This is a genomic window from Mycetohabitans endofungorum (assembly GCF_037477895.1).
Taxonomy (GTDB): domain Bacteria; phylum Pseudomonadota; class Gammaproteobacteria; order Burkholderiales; family Burkholderiaceae; genus Mycetohabitans.
Map to the genome: position 1 here is coordinate 593786 of NZ_CP132744.1, position 21268 is coordinate 615053.

General features: G+C 59.9%; 21 protein-coding genes and 2 pseudogenes. 16 read left to right on the forward strand and 7 right to left on the reverse strand.

Translation table 11 applies throughout. The annotated features are described in order from the left end of the window. Positions 1-479: 479 nt before the first annotated feature. Complete coding sequence (locus tag RA167_RS02690) at positions 480-1178, reverse strand: MFS transporter (RefSeq protein ID WP_076786176.1); 699 nt, start codon at positions 1176-1178, stop codon at positions 480-482. A gap of 15 nt (positions 1179-1193) precedes the next feature. Beyond that, the gene (locus tag RA167_RS02695; RefSeq protein ID WP_338877147.1) at positions 1194-1958 is read right to left on the reverse strand and encodes a L,D-transpeptidase; all 765 of its coding nucleotides are present in this window, start codon (positions 1956-1958) and stop codon (positions 1194-1196) included. An 852-nt stretch (positions 1959-2810) separates the two neighbouring features. On the opposite strand from RA167_RS02695, the gene RA167_RS02700 reads away from it, so the two are divergent. After that, positions 2811-3725: a glutaminase gene (locus tag RA167_RS02700; protein ID WP_076787716.1), complete on the forward strand. Its 915-nt coding sequence runs from the start codon at positions 2811-2813 to the stop codon at positions 3723-3725. A 119-nt stretch (positions 3726-3844) separates the two neighbouring features. Here RA167_RS02700 and RA167_RS02705 read toward each other — a convergent pair whose 3' ends face one another. Beyond that, complete coding sequence (locus RA167_RS02705; RefSeq protein ID WP_370643007.1) at positions 3845-4801, reverse strand: DUF2242 domain-containing protein; 957 nt, start codon at positions 4799-4801, stop codon at positions 3845-3847. A 704-nt stretch (positions 4802-5505) separates the two neighbouring features. On the opposite strand from RA167_RS02705, the gene RA167_RS02710 reads away from it, so the two are divergent. The 3 genes from RA167_RS02710 (at position 5506) to groL (ending at position 9614) form a co-directional block, all read left to right on the forward strand. Beyond that, positions 5506-7470: a TonB-dependent receptor gene (locus RA167_RS02710; RefSeq protein WP_076786180.1), complete on the forward strand. Its 1965-nt coding sequence runs from the start codon at positions 5506-5508 to the stop codon at positions 7468-7470. A gap of 171 nt (positions 7471-7641) precedes the next feature. Beyond that, positions 7642-7932: a co-chaperone GroES gene (gene groES, locus RA167_RS02715; protein ID WP_076786181.1), complete on the forward strand. Its 291-nt coding sequence runs from the start codon at positions 7642-7644 to the stop codon at positions 7930-7932. Between the two features lie 41 nt (positions 7933-7973). Further along, entirely contained in the window at positions 7974-9614 is a 1641-nt protein-coding gene (gene groL, locus RA167_RS02720; protein WP_076786182.1) for a chaperonin GroEL, read from the forward strand. 308 nt (positions 9615-9922) lie between these two features. On the opposite strand, the gene thiD is transcribed toward groL, so the two are convergent. After that, positions 9923-10786 carry a bifunctional hydroxymethylpyrimidine kinase/phosphomethylpyrimidine kinase gene (gene thiD, locus RA167_RS02725; RefSeq protein ID WP_076786183.1) on the reverse strand — a complete coding sequence of 288 codons (864 nt, stop codon included), beginning with the start codon at positions 10784-10786 and terminating at the stop codon, positions 9923-9925. A 172-nt stretch (positions 10787-10958) separates the two neighbouring features. Between thiD and RA167_RS02730 the strand changes: the two genes are divergently transcribed. From RA167_RS02730 to RA167_RS02770, 9 genes are all read left to right on the forward strand, one after another. Beyond that, positions 10959-11129: a rubredoxin gene (locus tag RA167_RS02730; RefSeq protein ID WP_004186709.1), complete on the forward strand. Its 171-nt coding sequence runs from the start codon at positions 10959-10961 to the stop codon at positions 11127-11129. A 43-nt stretch (positions 11130-11172) separates the two neighbouring features. After that, a complete protein-coding gene (locus RA167_RS02735) occupies positions 11173-11400 on the forward strand; it encodes a hypothetical protein (RefSeq protein WP_076786184.1) in 228 nt (75 codons plus the stop codon). Positions 11401-11421: 21 nt separating this feature from the next. Beyond that, complete coding sequence (locus tag RA167_RS02740) at positions 11422-11601, forward strand: hypothetical protein (protein WP_139337066.1); 180 nt, start codon at positions 11422-11424, stop codon at positions 11599-11601. Positions 11602-11667: 66 nt separating this feature from the next. After that, positions 11668-12246 carry a YqgE/AlgH family protein gene (locus tag RA167_RS02745; protein ID WP_076786186.1) on the forward strand — a complete coding sequence of 193 codons (579 nt, stop codon included), beginning with the start codon at positions 11668-11670 and terminating at the stop codon, positions 12244-12246. Continuing rightward, positions 12243-12656, forward strand: a complete 414-nt coding sequence (gene ruvX, locus RA167_RS02750; RefSeq protein WP_076786187.1) for a Holliday junction resolvase RuvX — start codon at positions 12243-12245, stop codon at positions 12654-12656. Before RA167_RS02745 ends, ruvX begins: the two co-directional genes overlap by 4 nt. An 11-nt stretch (positions 12657-12667) precedes the next feature. Next, positions 12668-13177, forward strand: a complete 510-nt coding sequence (pyrR, locus tag RA167_RS02755) for a bifunctional pyr operon transcriptional regulator/uracil phosphoribosyltransferase PyrR (RefSeq protein ID WP_076787719.1) — start codon at positions 12668-12670, stop codon at positions 13175-13177. Between the two features lie 111 nt (positions 13178-13288). After that, positions 13289-14383 (forward strand): aspartate carbamoyltransferase catalytic subunit, encoded by a 1095-nt coding sequence (locus RA167_RS02760; protein WP_076786188.1) that lies wholly within the window; start codon positions 13289-13291, stop codon positions 14381-14383. Positions 14384-14429: 46 nt separating this feature from the next. Then, on the forward strand, positions 14430-15719 hold the full coding sequence (locus RA167_RS02765) for a dihydroorotase (protein ID WP_076787721.1): 1290 nt from the start codon (positions 14430-14432) through the stop codon (positions 15717-15719). Beyond that, entirely contained in the window at positions 15716-16591 is an 876-nt protein-coding gene (locus RA167_RS02770) for a lysophospholipid acyltransferase family protein (RefSeq protein WP_076786189.1), read from the forward strand. Before RA167_RS02765 ends, RA167_RS02770 begins: the two co-directional genes overlap by 4 nt. Here RA167_RS02770 and RA167_RS02775 read toward each other — a convergent pair whose 3' ends face one another. The 3 genes and pseudogenes from RA167_RS02775 to RA167_RS02785 all read right to left on the reverse strand — a co-directional run. Next, positions 16592-17482 (reverse strand): symmetrical bis(5'-nucleosyl)-tetraphosphatase, encoded by an 891-nt coding sequence (locus RA167_RS02775; protein ID WP_255710775.1) that lies wholly within the window; start codon positions 17480-17482, stop codon positions 16592-16594. It abuts the gene before it with no gap. Between the two features lie 266 nt (positions 17483-17748). After that, a pseudogene (locus RA167_RS02780) lies at positions 17749-18114 on the reverse strand (IS30 family transposase); the annotation flags it as partial. A 135-nt stretch (positions 18115-18249) separates the two neighbouring features. Next, positions 18250-18600: pseudogene (locus tag RA167_RS02785) on the reverse strand (transposase); the annotation flags it as partial. A 148-nt stretch (positions 18601-18748) separates the two neighbouring features. Between RA167_RS02785 and rfbB the strand changes: the two are divergent. Genes rfbB through rfbC form a run of 3 tightly spaced genes read left to right on the forward strand, consistent with a single transcriptional unit; the run spans position 18749 to position 21264 of the window. Continuing rightward, positions 18749-19810 (forward strand): dTDP-glucose 4,6-dehydratase, encoded by a 1062-nt coding sequence (gene rfbB, locus RA167_RS02790; RefSeq protein WP_076786191.1) that lies wholly within the window; start codon positions 18749-18751, stop codon positions 19808-19810. An 18-nt stretch (positions 19811-19828) separates the two neighbouring features. Then, entirely contained in the window at positions 19829-20728 is a 900-nt protein-coding gene (gene rfbA, locus RA167_RS02795; protein WP_076787726.1) for a glucose-1-phosphate thymidylyltransferase RfbA, read from the forward strand. Continuing rightward, positions 20713-21264 (forward strand): dTDP-4-dehydrorhamnose 3,5-epimerase, encoded by a 552-nt coding sequence (gene rfbC / locus RA167_RS02800; protein ID WP_076786192.1) that lies wholly within the window; start codon positions 20713-20715, stop codon positions 21262-21264. Before rfbA ends, rfbC begins: the two co-directional genes overlap by 16 nt. Positions 21265-21268: the final 4 nt, after the last annotated feature.

The window sequence follows — 21268 nt, forward strand, 5'->3', positions numbered from 1 at the left end:
ATCTGCCCTCCCGTACACGGGGTAGATGCAACTTCGGCGCTTTGTGTCAGCTATTTCAAAATTGTAAACAGATGCACGCAATTCTGTTCCGTTGTTGCATTCAGTGAAGAACTGTCTGCATACGCGGCCGTTGTTAGGCTGCTAAAGATGAATATCTTCACCGGCTCGCTCGGCTTTACCACTTTATCGTGATGCGACTCGACGATTGGCCACGGTCGGAAAACAGCTGGCGCCTATAACTCCACGCTTAGTTTCAAATTATCCCGGCGCCTTGTGCCGTAGGATTGCTGGTGTCTAAAAGATACTATGTCATGCATTTTTGGTAATATTGTCTTGGTGTATTCGACTATTTTGGTTTTTAATTCCGATATTCGTGCAAATTAGAAAAATTTTTCCTGTGTTGGTTTGGATTTGTTTTCGGTTAGCGCGATGGAGCCGGCGTTCCGCGAAGCGGCTCCGAAGTGCCTCAGTCTATTATGTCAGCGCGCCCATACAATACTCAGCACAGCGGCGACTGCGGCAAACAGATAGACCGATTCATACCCGAAGTCGCTGGCGATCAGTCTAGCCAGGGGCCTGGTGAGGCCCAGAGACAAATCGAGGAATACGGAATAGGCGGACAACGCCGCACCGCGGCTGGCCGGTGGCACCAGCGCGACGGCTTCGACACCCAGTGCGGGGAAGACCAGCGCGAAACCCAACCCGATCAGCGCCGCGCCGGCCAGCGCTACTTGCGGGATGGGCGCGAGCCACAGCGTCAGCAGGCCGCATGTTTCGACCAGGAACGATGCGATGGCGACGCGAAAGCCGCCATGCTTTTTGATGGCACCGGCGAATAGCAGTCGCGCGCCGCAAAACAGCGTGCCAAATACGGTCAACGACAGCGCTGCATCCAGCAGCACGCCACTTGCCCCGTATGTGAGCAAGCCGCGCATGACGGTCTTCTTGGGTCCGATTTTATCCGCCATGCGGCCGGCGAACGGCCACATGAGCAGTATCGATACGTATTGGATGCTGATTGCAGCGCCGGCAATGACCGAGCCATAGCCCAGGTCGTCATGGACATAGCCGGGCAGCACCGCGAGCGGCAAGCCAATGCTTAGGTAACACAGGAACGTGAACAGCACGATCGTGACGATCTGCAACGTGACGGCCGCCGGCGTGCACCAAGCCTCTATCGGACGCGGATCCTATCAGTCGGCGGTGTCGATCTGCGCACCATGCTTGACCTTGGCGCCGCGCGGCACCGGCGACCACGTCGGACGCTGTGTTGCGCCGCCATCGACGATTACGATATAGCGCCCGGCCCAGCGCGATGCCTCGCGATTCGGCTTAAGCACCCATAGGAGCTGGCCTTCCCGGATGCGCGTCTCATAGTCAGCGTCCAGTATGCCGTAGTGATCCAAAAACGTATTGAGCGTGCCCGGGATTCGGATACAGCCTTTCGAGTGCCGCATGCCGAGCAGCGATTCAAGCCGGCCGGGATCGGTAGCGTGCATTTGCAGCCGCATCTGGCTCATTGCGCGGTTACCCCAGCCGCGCTGTGCCTGCGTCCATCCGAGGTCGTAGATTCGCTGGTCGCGCGCGCCATAGCCGCGAATGCCGTTGTCGTTTAACGTGCCTTCGGCGCGAAAGTCCATGTTGTCCGGAGTATGCCGGAATACCCCGAGCGGCGTGATGAAATGGTCATAGAGACCTGGCATGCCGGTAGAAACAGGCGATGCGCCAATCACCTGCCAAGGATCCGACGGCGTCTGACGCCACATCAACACAAATGCTTGTACGAACGGATTGCGGTCCACGACGGCGACGAATTCGCTTGCCACGTCAGGCAAGCCGGCTTGGGCGAGCGCGTTCTGCAGCAGTTGCCCATAGTGCGCTTGTGCAGCGGCGGGTATCGACAGGGTGCGGTTGACAGACTGCACATACAGCTTCCGATAGTCGAGCGCAGAAGGCACATTGGTATAGCGCGGCAGTACGGGGGCGGTGGACGGTGGCGCGTGGGTGGCCGAGGCCGTGGGTTGGGCCGGTGGCCGCGCGGGTGACGAGGCTGGCGTTTGCGTTGGAACCGGCATCGATGATGAGTCTACGGCAGACGATTGTCTCGGGGCAGCCGGTTGCCCGGAGGCCGGGGTAGCCAATGAGCCCAGGGCAGCCGATGAGCCCAGGGCAGCCGATGAGCCTTGGGCAGCAGATGAGCCCGGGGCAGCAGATGAACTGGGGACGGGTGACGCGATAGGCGTGGACGCCGTTTCGATGATCGGTTTGACTGTGTCGCCGGTCGATTGTGCGGTCAATCTTGGCCGCGGCGCAGGTTCGGCCGCGTGTGCGCCGGCGCTTGCGTCGGACTGCTGTGATGAGCCCACCGCCGGCATCGGTGTCCAAAGCGTTAGCGCAATCCATACGAGCGTGAGCATACGGCCGTGCAGCAATCCGGCCGAAGCGCAGTCAAACTGAGAGCGGCCGCAAGCTGAGTGCTGTGCGTTGTGCGCTGGTCGATGGAGAATAGGTGATGGATGGTGTGTTTTTTGCATCGCCAATAGACCGTGCCGCACCGCGGGAGTTCGCGCCACCTATCAGCGTGCCGCTGGGTGTGCGGCGGCAGTCCCAAGGAGTTGGAACGCAGCGACGGCGCACACGCGGCCGACGTCAACCCGAATGCCGATATAGAGGGCAATGGACCACCCCGGCAAATCCGCACGGGTATCGTCGACGACGCCTACGTGTGTGTGGCGTACTCGACAATGGGTCGACAGCAGACCGTGGCCCCGCTAGAATCGCGGTCCCGCGATCTCCGACGGCCTGCCGCAATGGACTATCAGGCGATCCTTCATAAAATTCAGCACGACGTCACGCCGTGGCTCGGCAAAGGCCGCGTCGCGGACTATATTCCCGAGCTTGCGAAGGTCGACCCGTCGCATTTCGGCATGGCAATTGTCACGTTGCGAGGCGAGGTCTTCTGCGCCGGCGACGCTTGGGTTCCGTTCTCGATCCAGAGCATCTCGAAACTGTTCGCGTGCACCCTGGCCTTTCAGTTGCAAGGCGACGCGTTGTGGCAACGCGTTGGCCGGGAGCCATCGGGCAATGCGTTCAATTCACTGGTGCAGCTCGAACATGAAAACGGAGTGCCGCGTAACCCCTTCATCAATGCAGGTGCCCTGGTTGTCACCGACGTGCTATGCCGGCGTTTCGTCCAGGCGGAAACAGCGCTCGTGCAATTCATGCGTCGTCTGGCCGGGCGCTCGGATATCGACTACAGCGCCAACGTCGCGGAATCGGAACTCGCGCATTCGGACCGAAATCGCGCAATGGCGCATTTCATGAAGAGCTTCGGTAACCTGCAGATGTCAGTGGACACGGTGATCGACGCGTATTGCCGGCAGTGTGCGATCGAAATGAACTGTGTCGACCTGGCTAGATCGGTCTTATTCCTGGCCAACGGTGGCGTGGTGCCGCACAGTGGCGAGCGCGTGCTCGGCGCGAGCCCGGCGAAACGCTTGAGCGCATTGATGCTCACCTGCGGTACGTACGATGCCGCCGGAGACTTCGTCTACCGTGTTGGATTGCCCGCCAAAAGCGGCGTCGGTGGCGGCATTGTTGCGGTATTGCCAGGGGAGTTCGGCATCTGCGTGTGGTCTCCCGCGCTGGACACGAACGGCAATTCACTGGCTGGTATGCAGGCGCTCGAGTGGCTAACGACGCTCAGCGGACGGTCGATATTTTGACGCGTCGCGCAGACCTGGTGCCGCGCAAACTAGGCGCGGGCGGCGCTTATGTCACGGCAGCGGGAATGCATCGCGTTAGATCGCCGGTACGTCTCGAGCGGCGCTGATACTGCGATGCCTTATAAAGATAGCGGGGCAATCGTTGCCGGAGTTGAGCCCGGCGCCGGAGCCGATGCTGGAGCCGGAGCCGATGCAGGAGCCGATGCGGGTGCGGGTGCCGCGTTAGACGTTGCGGGGGACACCGAAGCCGGGATCGATACGGCTGGCGCCGGCATGGAGGTAGAGGCTGGCGCTCGAGCGGGACAGGCACCCACATTGGAAGCCGGGACGGCAACGGCGCCCGACGTTGCGATGGAACCCGATGCTGGCGCAGATTTTGGGGTTGCTTCAGCCGACGCAGCGGCGGCCGCTTCGACGTCTGCGCCGGCTGAGCGGACCTGTAGTGGCATGGCCGACGGAGTCGGCACCACGGGCATGTTCATCTTGAGCGGTGCGTCGGCTGGGGGGGCGGCTGGTTCGTGCAGTGGCGCAACCGGTTCCTTTTCGGCGGCCTTAGCGGCAATCCGGCCGCGCAATCGCGGATCGATCTTCAGGAAGTGATCGACCAGGTTGAAGAAGCGCTCGTAGAAGACCCCGGCCGGGATCGTCTCGCTAGCGATCTTGACCATTGCATCGTCGCTGGAGCCGATCGGTAAAGACAATGAGCCGAACACGCTTAGCCCGACGCTGGCCGATGTGTTGCTTTTCTTCAGCGCATAACGATCCTGCACTGCGTTGACATAGGCCACGCTGCTCGCGCCATCCGCATCGGCATCCGTACACACGACGTGAAATTCGATCACCACGTGGGAATCATTGTTCGGCTGAAAGCTTTTGCTGCCCTCGACCGCGTCAGGGCGCATCGAACTGGCCATGTACCCCTGGCTGAGCAGCGCGCGCCGCGCCGCCTCGCATGTTGCGGCGGCCTTCTGATGAAACGTGCGCGTGTATGGACTGCTCGTCGCATCAAATTGTTCTTGCTGATACAGCGGTTTGGGCGACGAGCACGCGGCGAGCAAACTCGCAACGATCATCATGCACGTGCGTCGAAACAGTCGGGATCGAATCTGCATGGCGTAATGGATTCGGAGCGGCCAATCATGCGGCACGTCCACATCCGTGCTGCCTGTTTGCACACGTTTGGCCTGGGCGTGCGCGTTGTGCGCATGACTCAACATGCTGGTCGCGCTGCTCCAGCAAGTGCCGCAGCGCAGGCACTACGGTCCGTCGTGATCAGCGCATTATTATAGTTTCGTTCTGAAGGAAGGCATTGACGAAGTTCTATCGTAGGTTTTGCACGCGCTCGGCGCCGTGTCACGCGGTCTGCGCACGTATCGCGCAGCCGGCGTTCTGGATGGAACCGTCCGCTGACATTTCTCGGGTACGGCGGCAGCCGGTGGCATTGCACTGGTTAGCAGCATCGACTTGTCCAGCGGCATGATTAGCCTGGGGTAATGAATCGGCGAGGGCCGTACCGCGACGAGCAGCATGGACGGCGCAATGTACATCGTTGCGACGCTGTGCGTTGCGATGCTGTGGATTGCTGTGGGGGACGGGTGGGGCGGCGATGCTGCTTGTCGTGAGCGCGCAACGACGAACCGGTGTCGACCCTGCTATTGTAGTTGATAATGCAAATGATTATCACTATTATTTAGTGGCTTATAGCCTATTCTAAGTGTCCGCGCTGCCCGGACGGGGGTTCTAGCGCGCCTTTTCGCCGCAACTCGTAGGCATATTATCAATGACGCGTAACAAAAAGACTTATCGTGCTCTGCTGATCGCCCCTTTATTCATCAGCGTAAAGTCGGGTTTTGCACAGAATGCGGCATCGATGCAGGACACGTTGCGCAACGTGCCGGGAGTCGGCTTTTCAGTCGGCGATGGCCAGCGCGACCAAATCACGATCCGTGGCTTTAATAGCATCACGGACCAGTATGTCGACGGCCTACGCGACGACGCGATGTACTATCGCGACTTGTCCAATGTGCAGCGGATCGAGATTTTAAAAGGACCGGCAGCGGTACTGTACGGGCGCGGCTCGGCAGGGGGCATCGTCAATCGTGTGCTTAAGCGGCCACAGGCGGAGCCAGTGCGGGATATCGGCGTGATGCTTGGCTCGCGTGGCGAGCGTCGCGGTGAAATCGACATGGGCTGGAACGCGAGTGATGCGGCACGCTTGCGTATCACCGGCGCCGTGGATAATTCGCGTAGTTTTCGCGATCAATTCGCGTTGAACCGCCAAGCAGTCGCGCCTTCGGCGCAATTCAAGCTGAGTCCGGATACAGTAGTGAACGTTGAGTTCGACTACCTACATGATCGCCGCACGTCCGATCAGGGCTTGCCTGCCTATAGGGGGCGGCCGGTCGATGTGCCGATCAACACTTACTACGGCTCTGCCGATGCGGCGAACAGCTCATACAATGACGCCTTGGCGAAAAGTGCAACGGTGTCGCTCGATCACCGCTTCAACAATTCGCTAGCCTTCCACGGCGCGCTGCGTGCCTATGATTTCTCACTGGAGCGGAAAAACTATGTCACGTTCCAGCCAATCAAGGCGGCTGTGCACCCGGGCGTCACGCTCGACCAGTCGACGCGCCAACGGACCGAGCATGGCGTGGACGGCGTATTTGAGCTGACGCAGCAAGCGACGCTGCTCGGCATGCGTCATGAATTGCTGTATGGGATCGAACTGTCGCAGCAGCAGAAATTCGACACGATCTATGGCGTATCGAAAGTGACAACGTATGATCTGTACTATCCACAGCTGATCGATTTACCTGGCGTGCCGGCCGGGATGCCGGCGCGCACGAATGCAGCGACGGTCGTCGGCCTGGCCGGCGTGTACGCGCAGGACCTGGTGACATTGACACCGCAGTGGAAGCTGCTCGCCGGCCTGCGCTTTGACTATTTGGATCAGATTCGCCACGATTACACGTCGTCCAACGTGAATCTTGCCCGTACCGACCGCGCATGGAGTCCGCGCGTCGGGCTGATCTACGAGCCGCTCGAGTGGCTGACGCTCTATGGCTCGCTCAGTCAGTCTTTCTCGCCGCTTGCTGATACCCTGATCAGCTCGGGTGCGTTCGCCAATGGCGCAGCGCTGGCGCCGCAAAAGACCACCGCATACGAAGTCGGTTCGAAGTTCGACCTCGGTGGCAAGGCGACGGCTACGGTTGCGCTGTTCGACATGCGGCAAACGAACCAACAAATTGGCGATCCGGCCAACCCTGGCTATGCGCTGCCGATCGGCACTCAGCACGTACGGGGTTTCGAGGCCGGCTTTTCCGGCGAAATCGCACCGAAGTGGTCCGTCTATGCCGGTTATGCGTATTTGAGTGGCACGGTTGACGGATCGCCGCAATCGACGGCGGCCGGGCTGACGCTGGCCAGCAACACGCCGGGCCTGATGCCACGCCATAGCGCAAGCCTGTGGCTCAAGCGCGAGCTTCCCTACGGCTTTTACGCGGCCGCCGGCGCACAGTTCCAATCAGCGCGCTACGCCTCTGCGAGCGATCAGGTCACGCTGCCTTCGTTTACCGTATTCAATTTGGGCGCCGGCTATCGCAGCAAGAAAATGGATGTGACGCTGACGCTGGACAATCTGTTCGATCGCCGCTATTTCATCTCGGCGCATGGCAATGCTGACATGTTCAACATGCCTGGTGAACCCCGTACGCTGACGGCCACAGTTAAGTGGCATCTGTAAGCGCGATGCTGCGCGCTAGGAACAATTTGGGTTCTTGAAATAGTCCTCACCCGTCCATATAATTAGCACTCGTCGCACGTGAGTGCTAACAACCCGTGCCACCAGGGTGCCTGGCTTGCCGGGCGCCAACGTTAAAAAGCGTTCTTCAGCCTGAATACAAAAGGAGTGTGTATGAACCTTCGTCCTTTGCACGATCGCGTCATCGTCAAGCGTCTGGACCAGGAAACCAAGACTGCGTCGGGCATCGTGATCCCCGAGGCAGCGGCTGAAAAGCCTGATCAGGGCGAAGTCCTGGCCATCGGCCCGGGCAAACGTGACGACAAGGGCGCGCAAATCGCGCTCGACGTCAAGGTGGGCGACCGTGTGTTGTTTGGCAAGTATGCCGGCCAAACGGTCAAAGTTGATGGGCAAGAGTTGCTCGTCATGCGCGAAGAAGACATCATGGCGGTCGTCCAGAAGTAACGGTCGCGTTCGGCTTTCCAAAGATTTCAAGGAGTTAGAAGATGGCAGCTAAAGACGTCGTATTTAGCGATTCCGCCCGTGCGAAGATGGTCGAGGGTGTGAACATTCTCGCCAACGCAGTGAAGGTGACGCTCGGCCCGAAGGGTCGCAATGTCGTGCTCGAGCGCAGCTTCGGCGGCCCGACGGTGACCAAGGACGGTGTGTCCGTCGCGAAGGAAATCGAGCTGAAGGACAAGCTGCAGAACCTGGGCGCGCAAATGGTTAAGGAAGTGGCTTCCAAAACCAGCGACAACGCCGGCGACGGTACGACGACGGCGACCGTGCTCGCGCAATCGATCGTGCGTGAAGGCATGAAGTATGTTGTATCGGGCATGAACCCGATGGACCTGAAGCGTGGTATCGACAAGGCGGTTGCCGCCGCAGTCGACGAGTTGCGCAAGATCAGCAAGCCGTGCACGACGAGCAAGGAAATCGCGCAAGTCGGCTCGATCTCGGCCAACAGCGACACGTCGATCGGCCAGCGCATCGCTGAAGCGATGGACAAAGTCGGCAAGGAAGGGGTGATCACCGTCGAAGACGGCAAGTCGCTCGCCGACGAACTCGAAGTCGTCGAAGGCATGCAATTTGACCGCGGCTACCTGTCGCCGTACTTCATCAACAACCCGGATAAGCAAGTCGCTGTTCTCGAGAATCCGTACGTGCTGCTGCACGACAAGAAGATCTCGAACATCCGCGACCTGCTGCCGGTGCTCGAACAAGTGGCCAAGGCCAGCCGCCCGCTGCTGATCATCGCGGAGGACGTCGAAGGCGAAGCGCTTGCGACGCTGGTGGTGAACAACATCCGCGGCATCCTGAAGACCGTTGCGGTCAAGGCGCCTGGCTTCGGCGATCGTCGCAAGGCGATGCTCGAGGATATCGCGATCCTGACCGGTGGTCAGGTCATCGCCGAGGAAACCGGCCTGTCGCTGGAAAAGGCCACGCTGCAGGAGTTGGGCCAAGCTAAGCGGATCGAAGTCGCGAAGGAAAACACGACGATCATTGATGGCGCGGGCGAAGCGAAGAACATCGAGGCGCGTGTGAAGCAGATCCGCACGCAAATCGAAGAAGCGACGTCGGACTACGATCGCGAAAAGCTGCAAGAGCGTGTCGCGAAGCTCGCGGGTGGTGTGGCAGTGATCAAAGTCGGCGCGGCCACCGAAGTCGAAATGAAGGAAAAGAAGGCGCGTGTCGAAGACGCGCTGCACGCCACGCGTGCCGCCGTTGAAGAAGGTATCGTGCCGGGTGGCGGCGTTGCGCTGATCCGTGCCCGTACTGCGATCGCCAGCGTCAAGGGCGAGAACGCCGACCAAGAGGCCGGCATTAAGATTGTGCTGCGTGCGATGGAAGAGCCGCTGCGCCAGATTGTGGCGAATGGCGGTGAAGAGGCCAGCGTGGTGGTCGCGGCCGTGGCGGCCGGCAAGGGCAACTACGGCTACAACGCGGCGAGCGGCGAATACGGCGACCTAGTTGAAGCCGGTGTGGTCGATCCGACGAAGGTCACGCGCACCGCGCTGCAAAACGCGGCGTCCGTTGCTGGCCTGCTGCTGACGACTGATGCGGCGGTGTGCGAGTTGCCGAAGGAAGACGCACCGGCACCGGCCGGCATGCCGGGCGGCATGGGTGGTATGGGCATGGACATGTAATTCGGCTCGTGCCGAATGGAGTCCGGGCGGCGCCCCGTGGGGGCGCCGCTCCCCCGGCCCGAAAAACCCGCAGCGATGCGGGTTTAGACTGCTGACGAACCCCATGTTTTTCGGAACATGGGGTTTGTTTTTTATGCGGCTGCGCTGTTGGTGCGGTATGGCGCGATTGGGGGGCAAGCCCGCAAGATCAGCAATGAGCCGCTGCAACGGTGCATTTTTTATAGTGCGCTGACTGCTGCCGCTAGCCGCCGGTCACGGTAGCCGGAACAGGACGGCGTTTTGTCTCGCGTGAACGGCAGCGGGCCGGGTCAATGGCGCAACACGCCGGCTGGCGTGTTCGGCTCCGCAGCTGGCGGACTTTGACCTTCGTCCGTGGTGCGGGCCCAGAAGAAGCGGTCCAGCAGGTATCCGCCCATGCCCGGTCGATAGGCGTGCCGGATCGCCTGGTGCACGTACTCCTGCGCCTCGCGCACTGCCTCGCCCGGATCCTGGCCATTGGCGAGCAGTGCCGTGATCGCAGCGCTCAGCGTATCGGCAAGCCCGATCAGCCGCTCACCGCCGCGGTCCCATGCATCCTGACGGACCTGACCTTCTTCGCTGAACAACGTGTTGAGCAGCTGCGAAGGCCGCGCGTCGGTGCACAACACGTATTCGCAGCCCTGCCCGAGCAGGTGGGCAATGGCACCGTCGAGCGTGATCGGATCGGCGTCGGAATCCGGCTGTGCCAACTGTACAAGGGTCGCCGGGTCTGCGATCAGCAACGTCGTCTGGGGCGCGAGTAGTTCCGCGATCGACTCGCGCAACTCGTCGCCGGCCAGCATGTGCTGCTCGTCGAGCGTGAAGTCCGGAACCAGAATCAGCGGCAAATCGTCATAATCTGCGACAACTTCCGCAATCGCACTGACAATTTCGGCCCGCGTCGTCGCGCCGACCTTGAAGGCGGCAACCGGCATGTCTTCGAGTAGCATCCGGGCTTGCGACGCAACCGCTTCGGGGTCCAGGCCGGTCACGTCGCCGGCGGCCGCCGAATCGCGCACTGCGTAGCCGGTCAACACCGACACCCCATGACAGCCGATGCTGGCTAGCGTGAGTAGGTCGGCCTGCAGGCCTGATGCGCCGGTCGGGTCCGACAGGCCAAAGGTGAGAACGATCGGAGGGGCGTCGCTGGACATGGAAGGCGTGAAGCGTTACAAGGGGATGGCGATGGCCGCGGCATGGGTGACATGAACCCGTGTCTTCGAATGGACCGGCCGCGCTGCATAGCCATTGCTAGGCAGCGACGCGACGACAAGGTACCATCGTGCCTTTCATTGTAACGGATCACTCGTTCGACGCGGCAACAAGATGGAATACAAGAGTTGGATGTGCCTGATTTGCGGTTGGATCTACGACGAAGAAGCGGGTCTTCCGGAAGAGGGGATTGCGCCCGGCACACGTTGGGAGGATGTCCCGATCAACTGGACTTGCCCCGAGTGCGGTGCACGGAAGGAAGATTTCGAGATGGTCCAAATCTGAACTACCGAGCGCCGACTCGTTGCATCGGTCGCGAGCGATGCGAATGCGCTATTCGCCGCTGCCGGTGCTGCGAGCCCATGCCGACGACGCGCCGACGCTGCTTGAGCAGGTCGGCGGCTACCTGGAAGAATGGCAAAATTGCGTCATGAATTTAAAGGTCCAGATCCTCCAGATCCTTATGGCGTGTGTCGGCTGGCCGCCGGTGCGTTGCCCGCGCTTCGACTATGGCAGGATGGCGGCGACGTTGCGCAAGTCCATGCCAAGCGTGTGATTGCACGATTGGACTTGCTGCTTGCTCAGCACGCGCGTGGCGTGGCAACGTACGCGCTGGGCTATGCGGGGAACGGGCGAGACGCTCAAGCGGCGGTTGGTCCAGATCGCCGTCGGCGGCATTCCGCTGCCCGATCCAGCTGCCGTGCTGTTCGACCTGGCCAGTGCAATCGAAGGCAGCCGGCGCGTGGCCGGGCTATAGTGGAGTCGGCAAAGTGCCATCGTCGAAGTCGCTAGAGACCCTCGGGTCTTTGCTAAAATCCGAAACATGTCAAAGACCACTGATCGCATCAACCTGACCAACCAGTTCCTGATCGCCATGCCAAGCATGGCCGATCCCACTTTTTCCGGAACGGTGGTGTACCTCTGCGATCACAGCGAGCGCGGTGCGTTCGGGCTGGTGATCAACAGGCCGACCGATATCGATCTGCAGGCGCTGTTTTCCCGCATCGACCTAAAGCTAGAGATTGAGCCGCTGTTGCACGTACCCGTCTATTTCGGTGGACCGGTGCAGACCGAGCGCGGCTTTGTACTGCATGACCCGGTTGGCAGCGGCAACTATACGTCGTCGATGTCGGTGCCCAGCGGACTGGAGATGACCACATCAAAGGACGTGCTCGAAGCGGTCGCGAACGGTAACGGGCCCAAGCGCTTCCTGCTAACGCTCGGGCATGCCGGCTGGGGCGCGGGGCAGCTGGAGGATGAGATTTCGAAGAATGGCTGGCTGACCGTCGAGGCGGATCCGAAGATCGTGTTTGACGTGCCGGCCGAGCAACGTTTTGACGCGGCGCTTGCGCTGCTGGGCATCTCATCGACGATGCTCTCCGGCGAGGCAGGCCACGCATGAGTACGGCGGCGGCCACGCTGCTCGCGTTCGACTACGGACAAAAGCGCATCGGTGTGGCGATTGGCAACACGCTGACCCGCTGCGCTCGGGCACTCACAACCGTCGAAAACCGCAATCGCGAATACCGTTTCGCTGCGGTGGGCGAGTTGATCAACCAATGGCAGCCGCTGCGGCTGGTCGTCGGGCTGCCAGTGCATCCCGATGGCGCACCGCACGAGATGACGCAGCAGGCGCGGCGTTTCGGTAACCAACTCAATGGGCGTTTCAACCTGCCAGTGACCTGGGTCGATGAGCGCTATTCGTCGGTCGAGGCCGAAGCGGCAGGAGCGCGTGGTGCCGTCGTGGACGCACAGGCAGCCTGCATCATTCTTCAGCAGTATTTTGATGAACCGCTATCCGAGAGCCGATGATGAGTGCCGCCATCGCGTCGATTGACGCGGAACAGTTGTATCGCGCGATGCGCGACCCGTTGCAGGCCGCGCTGGGCGATGCGATACGCTCAGGCACGACCGCACTGGCGGGAATCCATAGCGGCGGCGCGTGGATTGCTGAGCGGCTTGCCCAAGACCTGGGCGCGGCTTCATTTGGCGTGGTCAATGTCGCGCTGCACCGCGACGACTATGCGAAAAAAGGCCTGCACAGCCAGGCGCAACCCACGTCGTTGCCGTTTGGCGTTGACGGCAGGCGCATTGTGCTGGTGGATGACGTGCTATTCACCGGGCGCACGATCCGTGCCGCAATCAACGAGCTATACGACTACGGTCGCCCGGCGTGCGTTGAGTTGGCCGTGCTGGTCGACCGCGGCGGCCGTGAATTGCCGATCGCCGCGCGCTTCGTTGGCGCGGTGCTCGACGTGCCGGTGAACGAGAGGCTTGTGCTGCGGCGTGACTGCCACGGTGCGCTGGCGTTCGTCACCGAAGCGCAAGCGTGACACGGCGTCGCGCGCATGGGCGTACCCGGCGTTGGCCGGTGTTGCATTGCTTATTTCATCCAGTGACGGCTGTGCGGCTGTCACCACGTTCATGATCGAACCGCGTTATCCATGAATACCGCCACCCCAGAGCCCGCCGAACCGACGCGCGCTGCTGCGCCGCCCGCTGAAGAACAACGTCCGGCCGCGCCGCATACTGAGGGGCAGCGCGCCGCCGCGCCGGCACCCGCCGCATTCCGCCCGGGTTTCCTGCGCGGCCACCCGCAATTGAACCGTCATGGTGAGCTTAAACATCTGCTGACGATCGAAGGCCTGCCTCCCGCGGTGGTCACGCATATCCTGGATACTGCGGCCCAATTCGTCAGCGTGACGGACCGCGACGTCAAGAAGGTGCCATTGTTGCGCGGCAAATCGGTGTTCAACCTGTTCTTCGAGAATTCGACGCGCACGCGCACGACGTTCGAGATTGCCGCGAAGCGGCTGTCCGCGGACGTGCTGAATTTGAACATTAATGCGTCATCGACGAGCAAGGGGGAGTCGCTGCTAGACACGATCAACAATCTGTCGGCGATGCATGCGGACATGTTTGTCGTGCGGCATGCGCAAAGCGGTGCGCCGTACCTGATCGCGCAGCACTGCGCGCCGCACGTACATGTGATCAATGCCGGAGACGGTCGCCACGCACATCCGACGCAGGGGCTGCTGGATATGTATACGATTCGCCACTACAAGCGCGACTTCACGCAGCTGCGGGTGGCCATTGTCGGTGACATCCTGCATTCGCGCGTCGCGCGCTCCGATATCCATGCGTTGACCACGCTGGGCGTGCCTGAGATCCGTGCGATCGGGCCCCGCACGCTGCTGCCTGGCGGACTGGAGCACCTCGGCGTGCGCGTTTTCCACGACATGCAGCAGGGCTTGCGCGACGTTGACGTGATCATCATGTTGCGCCTGCAGAACGAGCGCATGAGTGGCGCACTGTTGCCGTCCGCGCAGGAGTACTTCAAGACGTGGGGCCTGACGTCGGAGCGGCTCGCGTACGCCAAGCCCGATGCGATCGTCATGCATCCGGGACCGATGAACCGCGGCGTCGAGATTGAATCAAGCGTCGCGGACGGCCCGCAGGCCGTGATCCTAAACCAGGTCACGTTCGGTATCGCGGTGCGTATGGCGGTGATGGGCATCGTCGCAGGCAACAATGACTGAAACGCAGTAAATGCAGCGGCAAGCATTCGAAAACACGTCTACGAGCATGAAGATTCATATCAAGGGTGGTCGCGTTATCGACCCGGTGGCGGGCACCGAGCAACAGGCGGATGTTTGGATCGCGGATGGCCACATTGTCTCGATTGGCGCCGCTACGGCGCCATGGCACGATGTCCAAACCCTCGATGCCACGGGGCTAGCGATCGCCCCGGGACTGGTCGATTTGTGCGCGCGGCTGCGCGAGCCAGGGTACGAGTATCGCGCGACGCTGGAGTCCGAGATGGCTGCGGCGCTGGCCGGCGGCGTGACTAGCCTCGTGTGTCCGCCCGATACCGACCCGCCGCTGGACGAGCCGGGGCTGGTCGAAATGTTGAAGTTCCGTGCTCGCAACCTGGACCAAGTCCATGTGTATCCGCTCGGGGCACTGACGGTGGGCTTGAAGGGCGAGGTTATCACCGAGATGGCCGAGTTGACCGAGGCGGGGTGCGTCGGCTTCACGCAGGCGGAGCGACCGATCGTCAACACTACGGTACTGCTGCGGGCGCTGCAATACGCGAACACGTTCGGCTACACGGTCTGGTTGCGGCCGCAGGACCCGTATCTGGGCCGCGGCGGTATCGCCGCCAGCGGACCGGTCGCGTCGCGGCTCGGGCTGCCAGGGGTGCCGGTGGCCGCCGAGACGATCGCGCTGCATACGATCTTCGAGCTGATGCGCGCGACGGGTGCGCGGGTTCATCTGCAACACTTGTCGTCGGCGGCGGGCCTCGAACTGGTGCGCGCAGCCAAGCGCGAAGGGCTGCCGGTCACGTGCGACGTCACGATCAATCATGTTCACTTGATCGATGTGGACATCGGCTACTTCGACGCTCAATTTCGCGTCGATCCGCCGCTGCGCTCGCAGCGCGACCGCGATGCGATCCGCGCGGCGCTTGCTGACGGCACCATCGATGCGATCTGCTCGGATCATACGCCCGTGGACGACGACGAAAAACTGCGGCCCTTCGGCGAGGCGTCGCCCGGGGCGAGCGGACTGGAACTGCTGCTATCGTTGGCGCTCAAGTGGGCGACTGAGGAGAAGCGGTCGTTGGCACACGCGCTGGCCAAGGTCACCTGTGCGCCGGCTGGATTGCTCGGGTTGCCGGCGGGCAGGCTCGAGCCCGGCGCCACTGCGGACCTGTGCGTGTTCGATCCCGCCGCGCATTGGCATGTCGAGCCACGGGCGCTAAAAAGCCAAGGGCACAATACGCCGTTCCTGGGATACGAATTGCCAGCGCGAGTGCGCACCACGATCGTGGCCGGGCGCGTTGCGTACGACAGCCGAGACCGGCAGGCGTGAACCGGTTTTCAGTCGCATGGCGCAAGGCGCGGCTTGTCGTGCACGTGCTGCAAGGCGCGTGGACGGTTGCCACGCGCTTTTCGCGCACCGACGACGATGGCCGCCGGGCATTGACGCGACAGTGGAGCCTGCGCTTTCTCGCGCTCGCTGGCGTGCGGCTCGTCGTGCACCATGACGAGCGTCGCATCGATGCGGGCACGATGGTGGTCGGCAATCATGTCTCGTGGATTGACATCTATGTGATCAATGCCTGGCGGCCGACACCGTTCGTCTCCAAGGCGGAGGTGCGCAACTGGCCCGTGATCGGTTGGCTGGCCGCCAAGCTCGACACCACGTTCGTACGGCGCGACAAGCGCAGCGATGCAAAGCGGATCATGCACGAACTGGCGCAGCGGCTCCAAGGCGGGCGGTCGATCTGCGTGTTTCCGGAGGGCACGACGTCCGACGGCGTCGAGGTGCTGCCTTTTCATGCGAACCTGTTCCAAGCTGCGGTGTCGGCCGGCGCGCCGGTCCAACCGATTGGCCTGATGTACGAGGATGCGCACGGGTGCCAGTCCACCGCGCCCGCGTATGTGGGTGATATTACGCTTGGGCAATCGCTGGACGCATTGTTGCGTGACGGGCCGTTAACGGTCCATTTGTACGTCGGTGCGGCGCTTAAAGCCACCGAGCGACGAACTGCCGCGCATGATGCGCAGCATGTGGTCGGTGAAGCACTGCGTGAGATGCAGCGGCACGTGCAACCGCCATTGACGCGGCAGGTGCTATCCGATGCTCCTACATACATGAAGCGGTCCGTCAGTGCTCGACTTCTAATGTCGCAAGCCGACGCTGCAGATGCCATGAAGGATGCGTGGGATCGCGTGCATTGATCAGCGCTGCTTGCTGCAATCGATTTGTACTACAGTCCGTCTCTTGGGATCCGTATCGAGCCGTACTGCAGACAGTTTGTCGCCCCATACGCAGCCTGAGTCTAGCGCAATCACGTCGTCGCGCACTTGCAGGCCCAGTGCTGCCCAATGGCCGAACACGACCAGTGCATCAGCGGTGCGGCGGCCTGGCACGTTGAACCACGGCATGAAACCGACCGGTGCGCTGTTCGGACTGCCGCTTGCATTGAATTCTATCCGTCCGTGCACGTCGCAGAAACGCATGCGTGTCATCGCGTTGACGATCACGCGCGAGCGGTCATTACCGGACAGTTTGTCGTGCCATGTGTTGGGTTCGTTGCCCCATAGGTGCTGAAGGAATGCTTTCCAGTCAGTGCTGCGTAGCCGTGTTTCAACCTCGCGAGCAAGTGCAAGCGCGGTGCTGACATCCCACTGTGGCAGTACGCCGGCGTGTACGAGCAGCCTGCACCCATCATAGTGGGCCAGTGGGCGATGTCGTAGCCACTCGATTAGGTCGGCTGCGTCCGGTGCGCCGAGGATGTCGTCAAGTGTGTCACCGCGCTTTGGGCGATGCACGCCTGCTGCGATGGCCAGCAAATGCAGGTCGTGGTTGCCAAGTACGGCAACGGCGCGCTCGCCGAGCCCGGCGATGCGGCGTAATGCTGCAAGCGACGCGGGGCCGCGGTTCACCAAGTCGCCAGTGAACCATAACGGCGTGTCGGTCGGTGGTCCGAGCTTGTCGAGCAGCCGCTCCAGTGCATTGCAGCAGCCTTGTACGTCGCCGATGGCGATTGGTGTTGCGCTGGCCGTGTTGATAACGGCAGCGGTGGCTGCGGCGGGTTCAATCGCGCAGTGAGCTATGCATGATTTCAATATATCAAAATCCTTCATCGTTTCGGCGAAGCACGAGGATGGCAAGACGGACGCTCACGGCAAACCTTGCATCAGCCAGCAAGCGGGACGTCACAACCGGTTGGGCATTGACAAGAAATTTAATGGTAGAAGCAACTCAAGCTATTTCGCATATGGGCAAAGCAGCTATTCCAGCTTACAGCAATCTGTGTAGGTGATTGCCGCGTAGCAAATCTTATATCACAGTGCATGACAGACGACTCTGGGCAAAACAAGGCCCCGCAGGTTCAACTGGTGGATGCAACACCGATGCTGGCGTTTAGTTTATCTGCTGGCGTTGTGAATACCAATGTTTTTCTCGGCCGTTGATTTAGCTGCTTGGCGACCTTGTTCAGATTTGCTTGCGAATAGCCTGCGAGGTTAGTGCCTTTCGGGAAATACTGGCGAAGCAGGCTGTTGGTATTCTCGTTGGTCCCGCGTTGCCATGGACTTTGTGGATCCCAGAAGTAGACTCGAACGTTGGTTGCTAAGTTAAACTTCTTATGCTGGGCGAGCTCTATGCCGCGGTCCCATGCGATCGATTGGCGCAATTTTATGGGAAGCTTTCGGACTTGTTTGCTTAACGCTGAAACGACGCTCTCAGTATCCTGGCGCATTTAACTGGTCATCGCAACACCTTCTGATCTAGTGTTCCCCAAAACGTAGATTAGGTGAGCAAGAAAAAGCGGTGTGGGTTATCCGCCGAACAAAAGGTATTGTTGTGGCGAAGATGGAAAGACGGTAAGTCGGACTGGCTTGAAGCTGCCGCCATGATCGCTCGGGGTTTCCAGCCTCAACGGACCGTCTTTTGTCAGCGCCGTCTTGCGGGTCTTGCCATTGCGATGTTTGGTCACATATTCCGGCCGCGCGGCGCTCGGCCGGCGCGTAGCCAGATGGTGGTCGAACTCGGCTCCCAGCGCGCGCTCGATCAGCACCTTCTTGAACGCCATGGATGCGGTCTGCATCGTCTCCGCGCTCATCAAGCCGGTCAAGAACCGTCTACGGTCTATTAACTCCTTTAGAATCGACGGCAGCGCCGTCTTGTGCCTGGCCGGTCGTATTGTTCTTGCGTGGTGGCATGCATGCTCCTTAGTCCACATGTTATGCCTTACACACAAAATTGATGACGGCCCCGTTTGCCAGGGCTATTCATTTATAATTCGGCGTTCCCCGATTGACGCCACCGGGTGCATGTCCCCGGGAACGTTTGTGCGAGTCGGGTCTGTTTTTGAACCGTAAGGAATTTGCATGATTCTCGTAACGGGTGGTGCCGGGTTCATCGGCAGCAATTTCGTGCTCAACTGGTTGCATAGCAACGATGAAGCTATTCTTAACGTTGATAAGCTTACCTACGCAGGCAACCTACGCACGTTGAAGTCGCTTGAGGGTGACGCACGCCATTTGTTTGCGCGTGTGGACATCTGCGATCGCGCAGCACTCGGTACCCTCTTTGCAAATTATGCGCCGCGTGCGGTCGTGCACTTTGCCGCGGAAAGCCATGTTGATCGCTCGATTCATGGGCCAGCCGAATTTGTACAGACAAACGTGATCGGCACTTTCACGTTGCTGGAGGCCGCTCGCACCTACTGGAACAAGCTGGATGCTGATGCGAAGGCTGCATTTCGGTTCTTGCATGTGTCCACCGATGAGGTATTTGGCTCGCTATTGGAAAGCGATCCGCCATTTTCCGAAACGACACCGTATGCGCCAAACAGCCCATATTCGGCCACTAAAGCTGGCTCTGACCACTTGGTGAGGGCGTACCATCATACTTATGGCCTACCTACGCTGACGACAAACTGCTCGAATAACTACGGGCCGTACCATTTCCCTGAGAAACTGATTCCACTGACGATTGCCAATGCGCTCGCTGGCAAGCCGTTGCCGGTGTACGGTGACGGGCAGAATGTGCGCGACTGGTTGTATGTCGGCGACCATTGTGCGGCGATCTGTGAGGTGCTCGCGCGTGGCAAACCTGGTGAGACCTACAATGTAGGTGGTTGGAACGAAAAAAAGAACATTGAGGTTGTGCACACACTGTGCGATTTGCTGGATGAACTTAATCCAAAGGCCACCGGCTCGTATCGCGACCAAATCACGTTTGTCACTGATCGTCCGGGCCACGATCGCCGTTATGCAATCGATGCAAGAAAGCTCGAGCGCGACCTTGGCTGGAAGCCTGCCGAGACATTCGAAAGCGGCCTGAAAAAGACTGTTCGATGGTACCTTGACAATCAAGACTGGGTAAACGATGTGCAGTCGGGTGAGTATCGCAAATGGGTTGAATTAAATTATGCACAACGCGCGTGACAATTGAGGGCAATGATGATGCACAGTGGGCGTAAGGGCATTATTCTCGCTGGTGGCTCCGGCACGCGACTTTATCCAATCACGCATGCCGTCTCCAAGCAGCTACTGCCAGTATACGATAAGCCGATGATTTACTATCCGCTTTCCACGCTGATGGTGGCCGGTATTCGGGACGTGCTGGTGATCTCGACGCCGGAGGACACGCCGCGTTTCGAAGCGATGTTGCGTGACGGGCACCAATGGGGCATAAATATTCATTATGCGATTCAGCCCTCACCGGATGGGCTAGCCCAGGCATTCGTCATTGGGCGCGAGTTCATCGGTAAGGCTCCTTCTGCGTTGATTCTCGGTGACAACATTTTCTATGGGCACGATCTTGTCAAGCAGCTCGAGAGGGCGAACGAGCGAGCAGACGGTGCCACCGTGTTTGCGTATCACGTGCACGATCCAGAGCGTTACGGGGTGGTCGAATTCGATCGTCAGTTTCGTGCGCTTTCTATCGAAGAAAAGCCGGCGAAACCACGCTCAAACTATGCTGTCACAGGTTTGTACTTCTATGACAACAGCGTGTGCGACATCGCAGCGACGATCAAGCCATCGCCGCGCGGTGAACTAGAAATCACCGATGTCAATTCTGTTTATCTTGCGCAAAGCAACTTGAACGTTGAAATCATGGGCCGTGGCTACGCATGGCTTGACACCGGAACGCACGACTCCTTAATTGAAGCGGCGACATTTATCGCAACGTTACAGAAACGGCAAGGGCTTGTCGTTGCATGTCCAGAGGAAATTGCATATCGGCTCGGTTGGATTGACGCTGAGCAATTGCAAAAATTAGCTGCTCCGCTCACGAAAAATGGCTACGGAAAATATCTACAAACTATTTTAACGGACCAAGTTGCATGGCCATCCAAGTAATACCGACTGAATTACCGGAAGTAAAGATCATTGAGCCAAAGGTATTTGGCGACACGCGAGGCTTTTTCTTTGAAAGCTTTAACGTACGTGAATTTGCTGAGCTTGTCGATTCGAATGCGGTGTTTGTGCAGGACAATCATTCGCGTTCCGCAAAGGGCGTGTTGCGTGGTCTGCACTATCAGATCGAACACGCGCAGGGCAAGCTTGTACGGGTCGTGCAAGGCGAAGTGTTTGATGTAGCAGTGGATATTCGAAAAAGCTCACCGAATTTTGCGAAATGGGTTGGCGTGTATTTGTCAGCCGAAAACAAGCGACAGCTTTGGGTGCCGGCAGGTTTCGCGCATGGTTTTGTAACCCTGTCGGAATCGGCGGAATTTTTGTATAAAACAACTGATTACTGGTTTCCAGAGTTTGAACGCAGCATTATCTGGAGCGACCCGCAGATTGGTATCAAGTGGCCGTATGATGGTGAGCTGCTGATTGCAGCAAAGGATGCTCTGGGTAGGCGCCTAGCAGAAGCGGAAGTTTTTGCTTAATGGA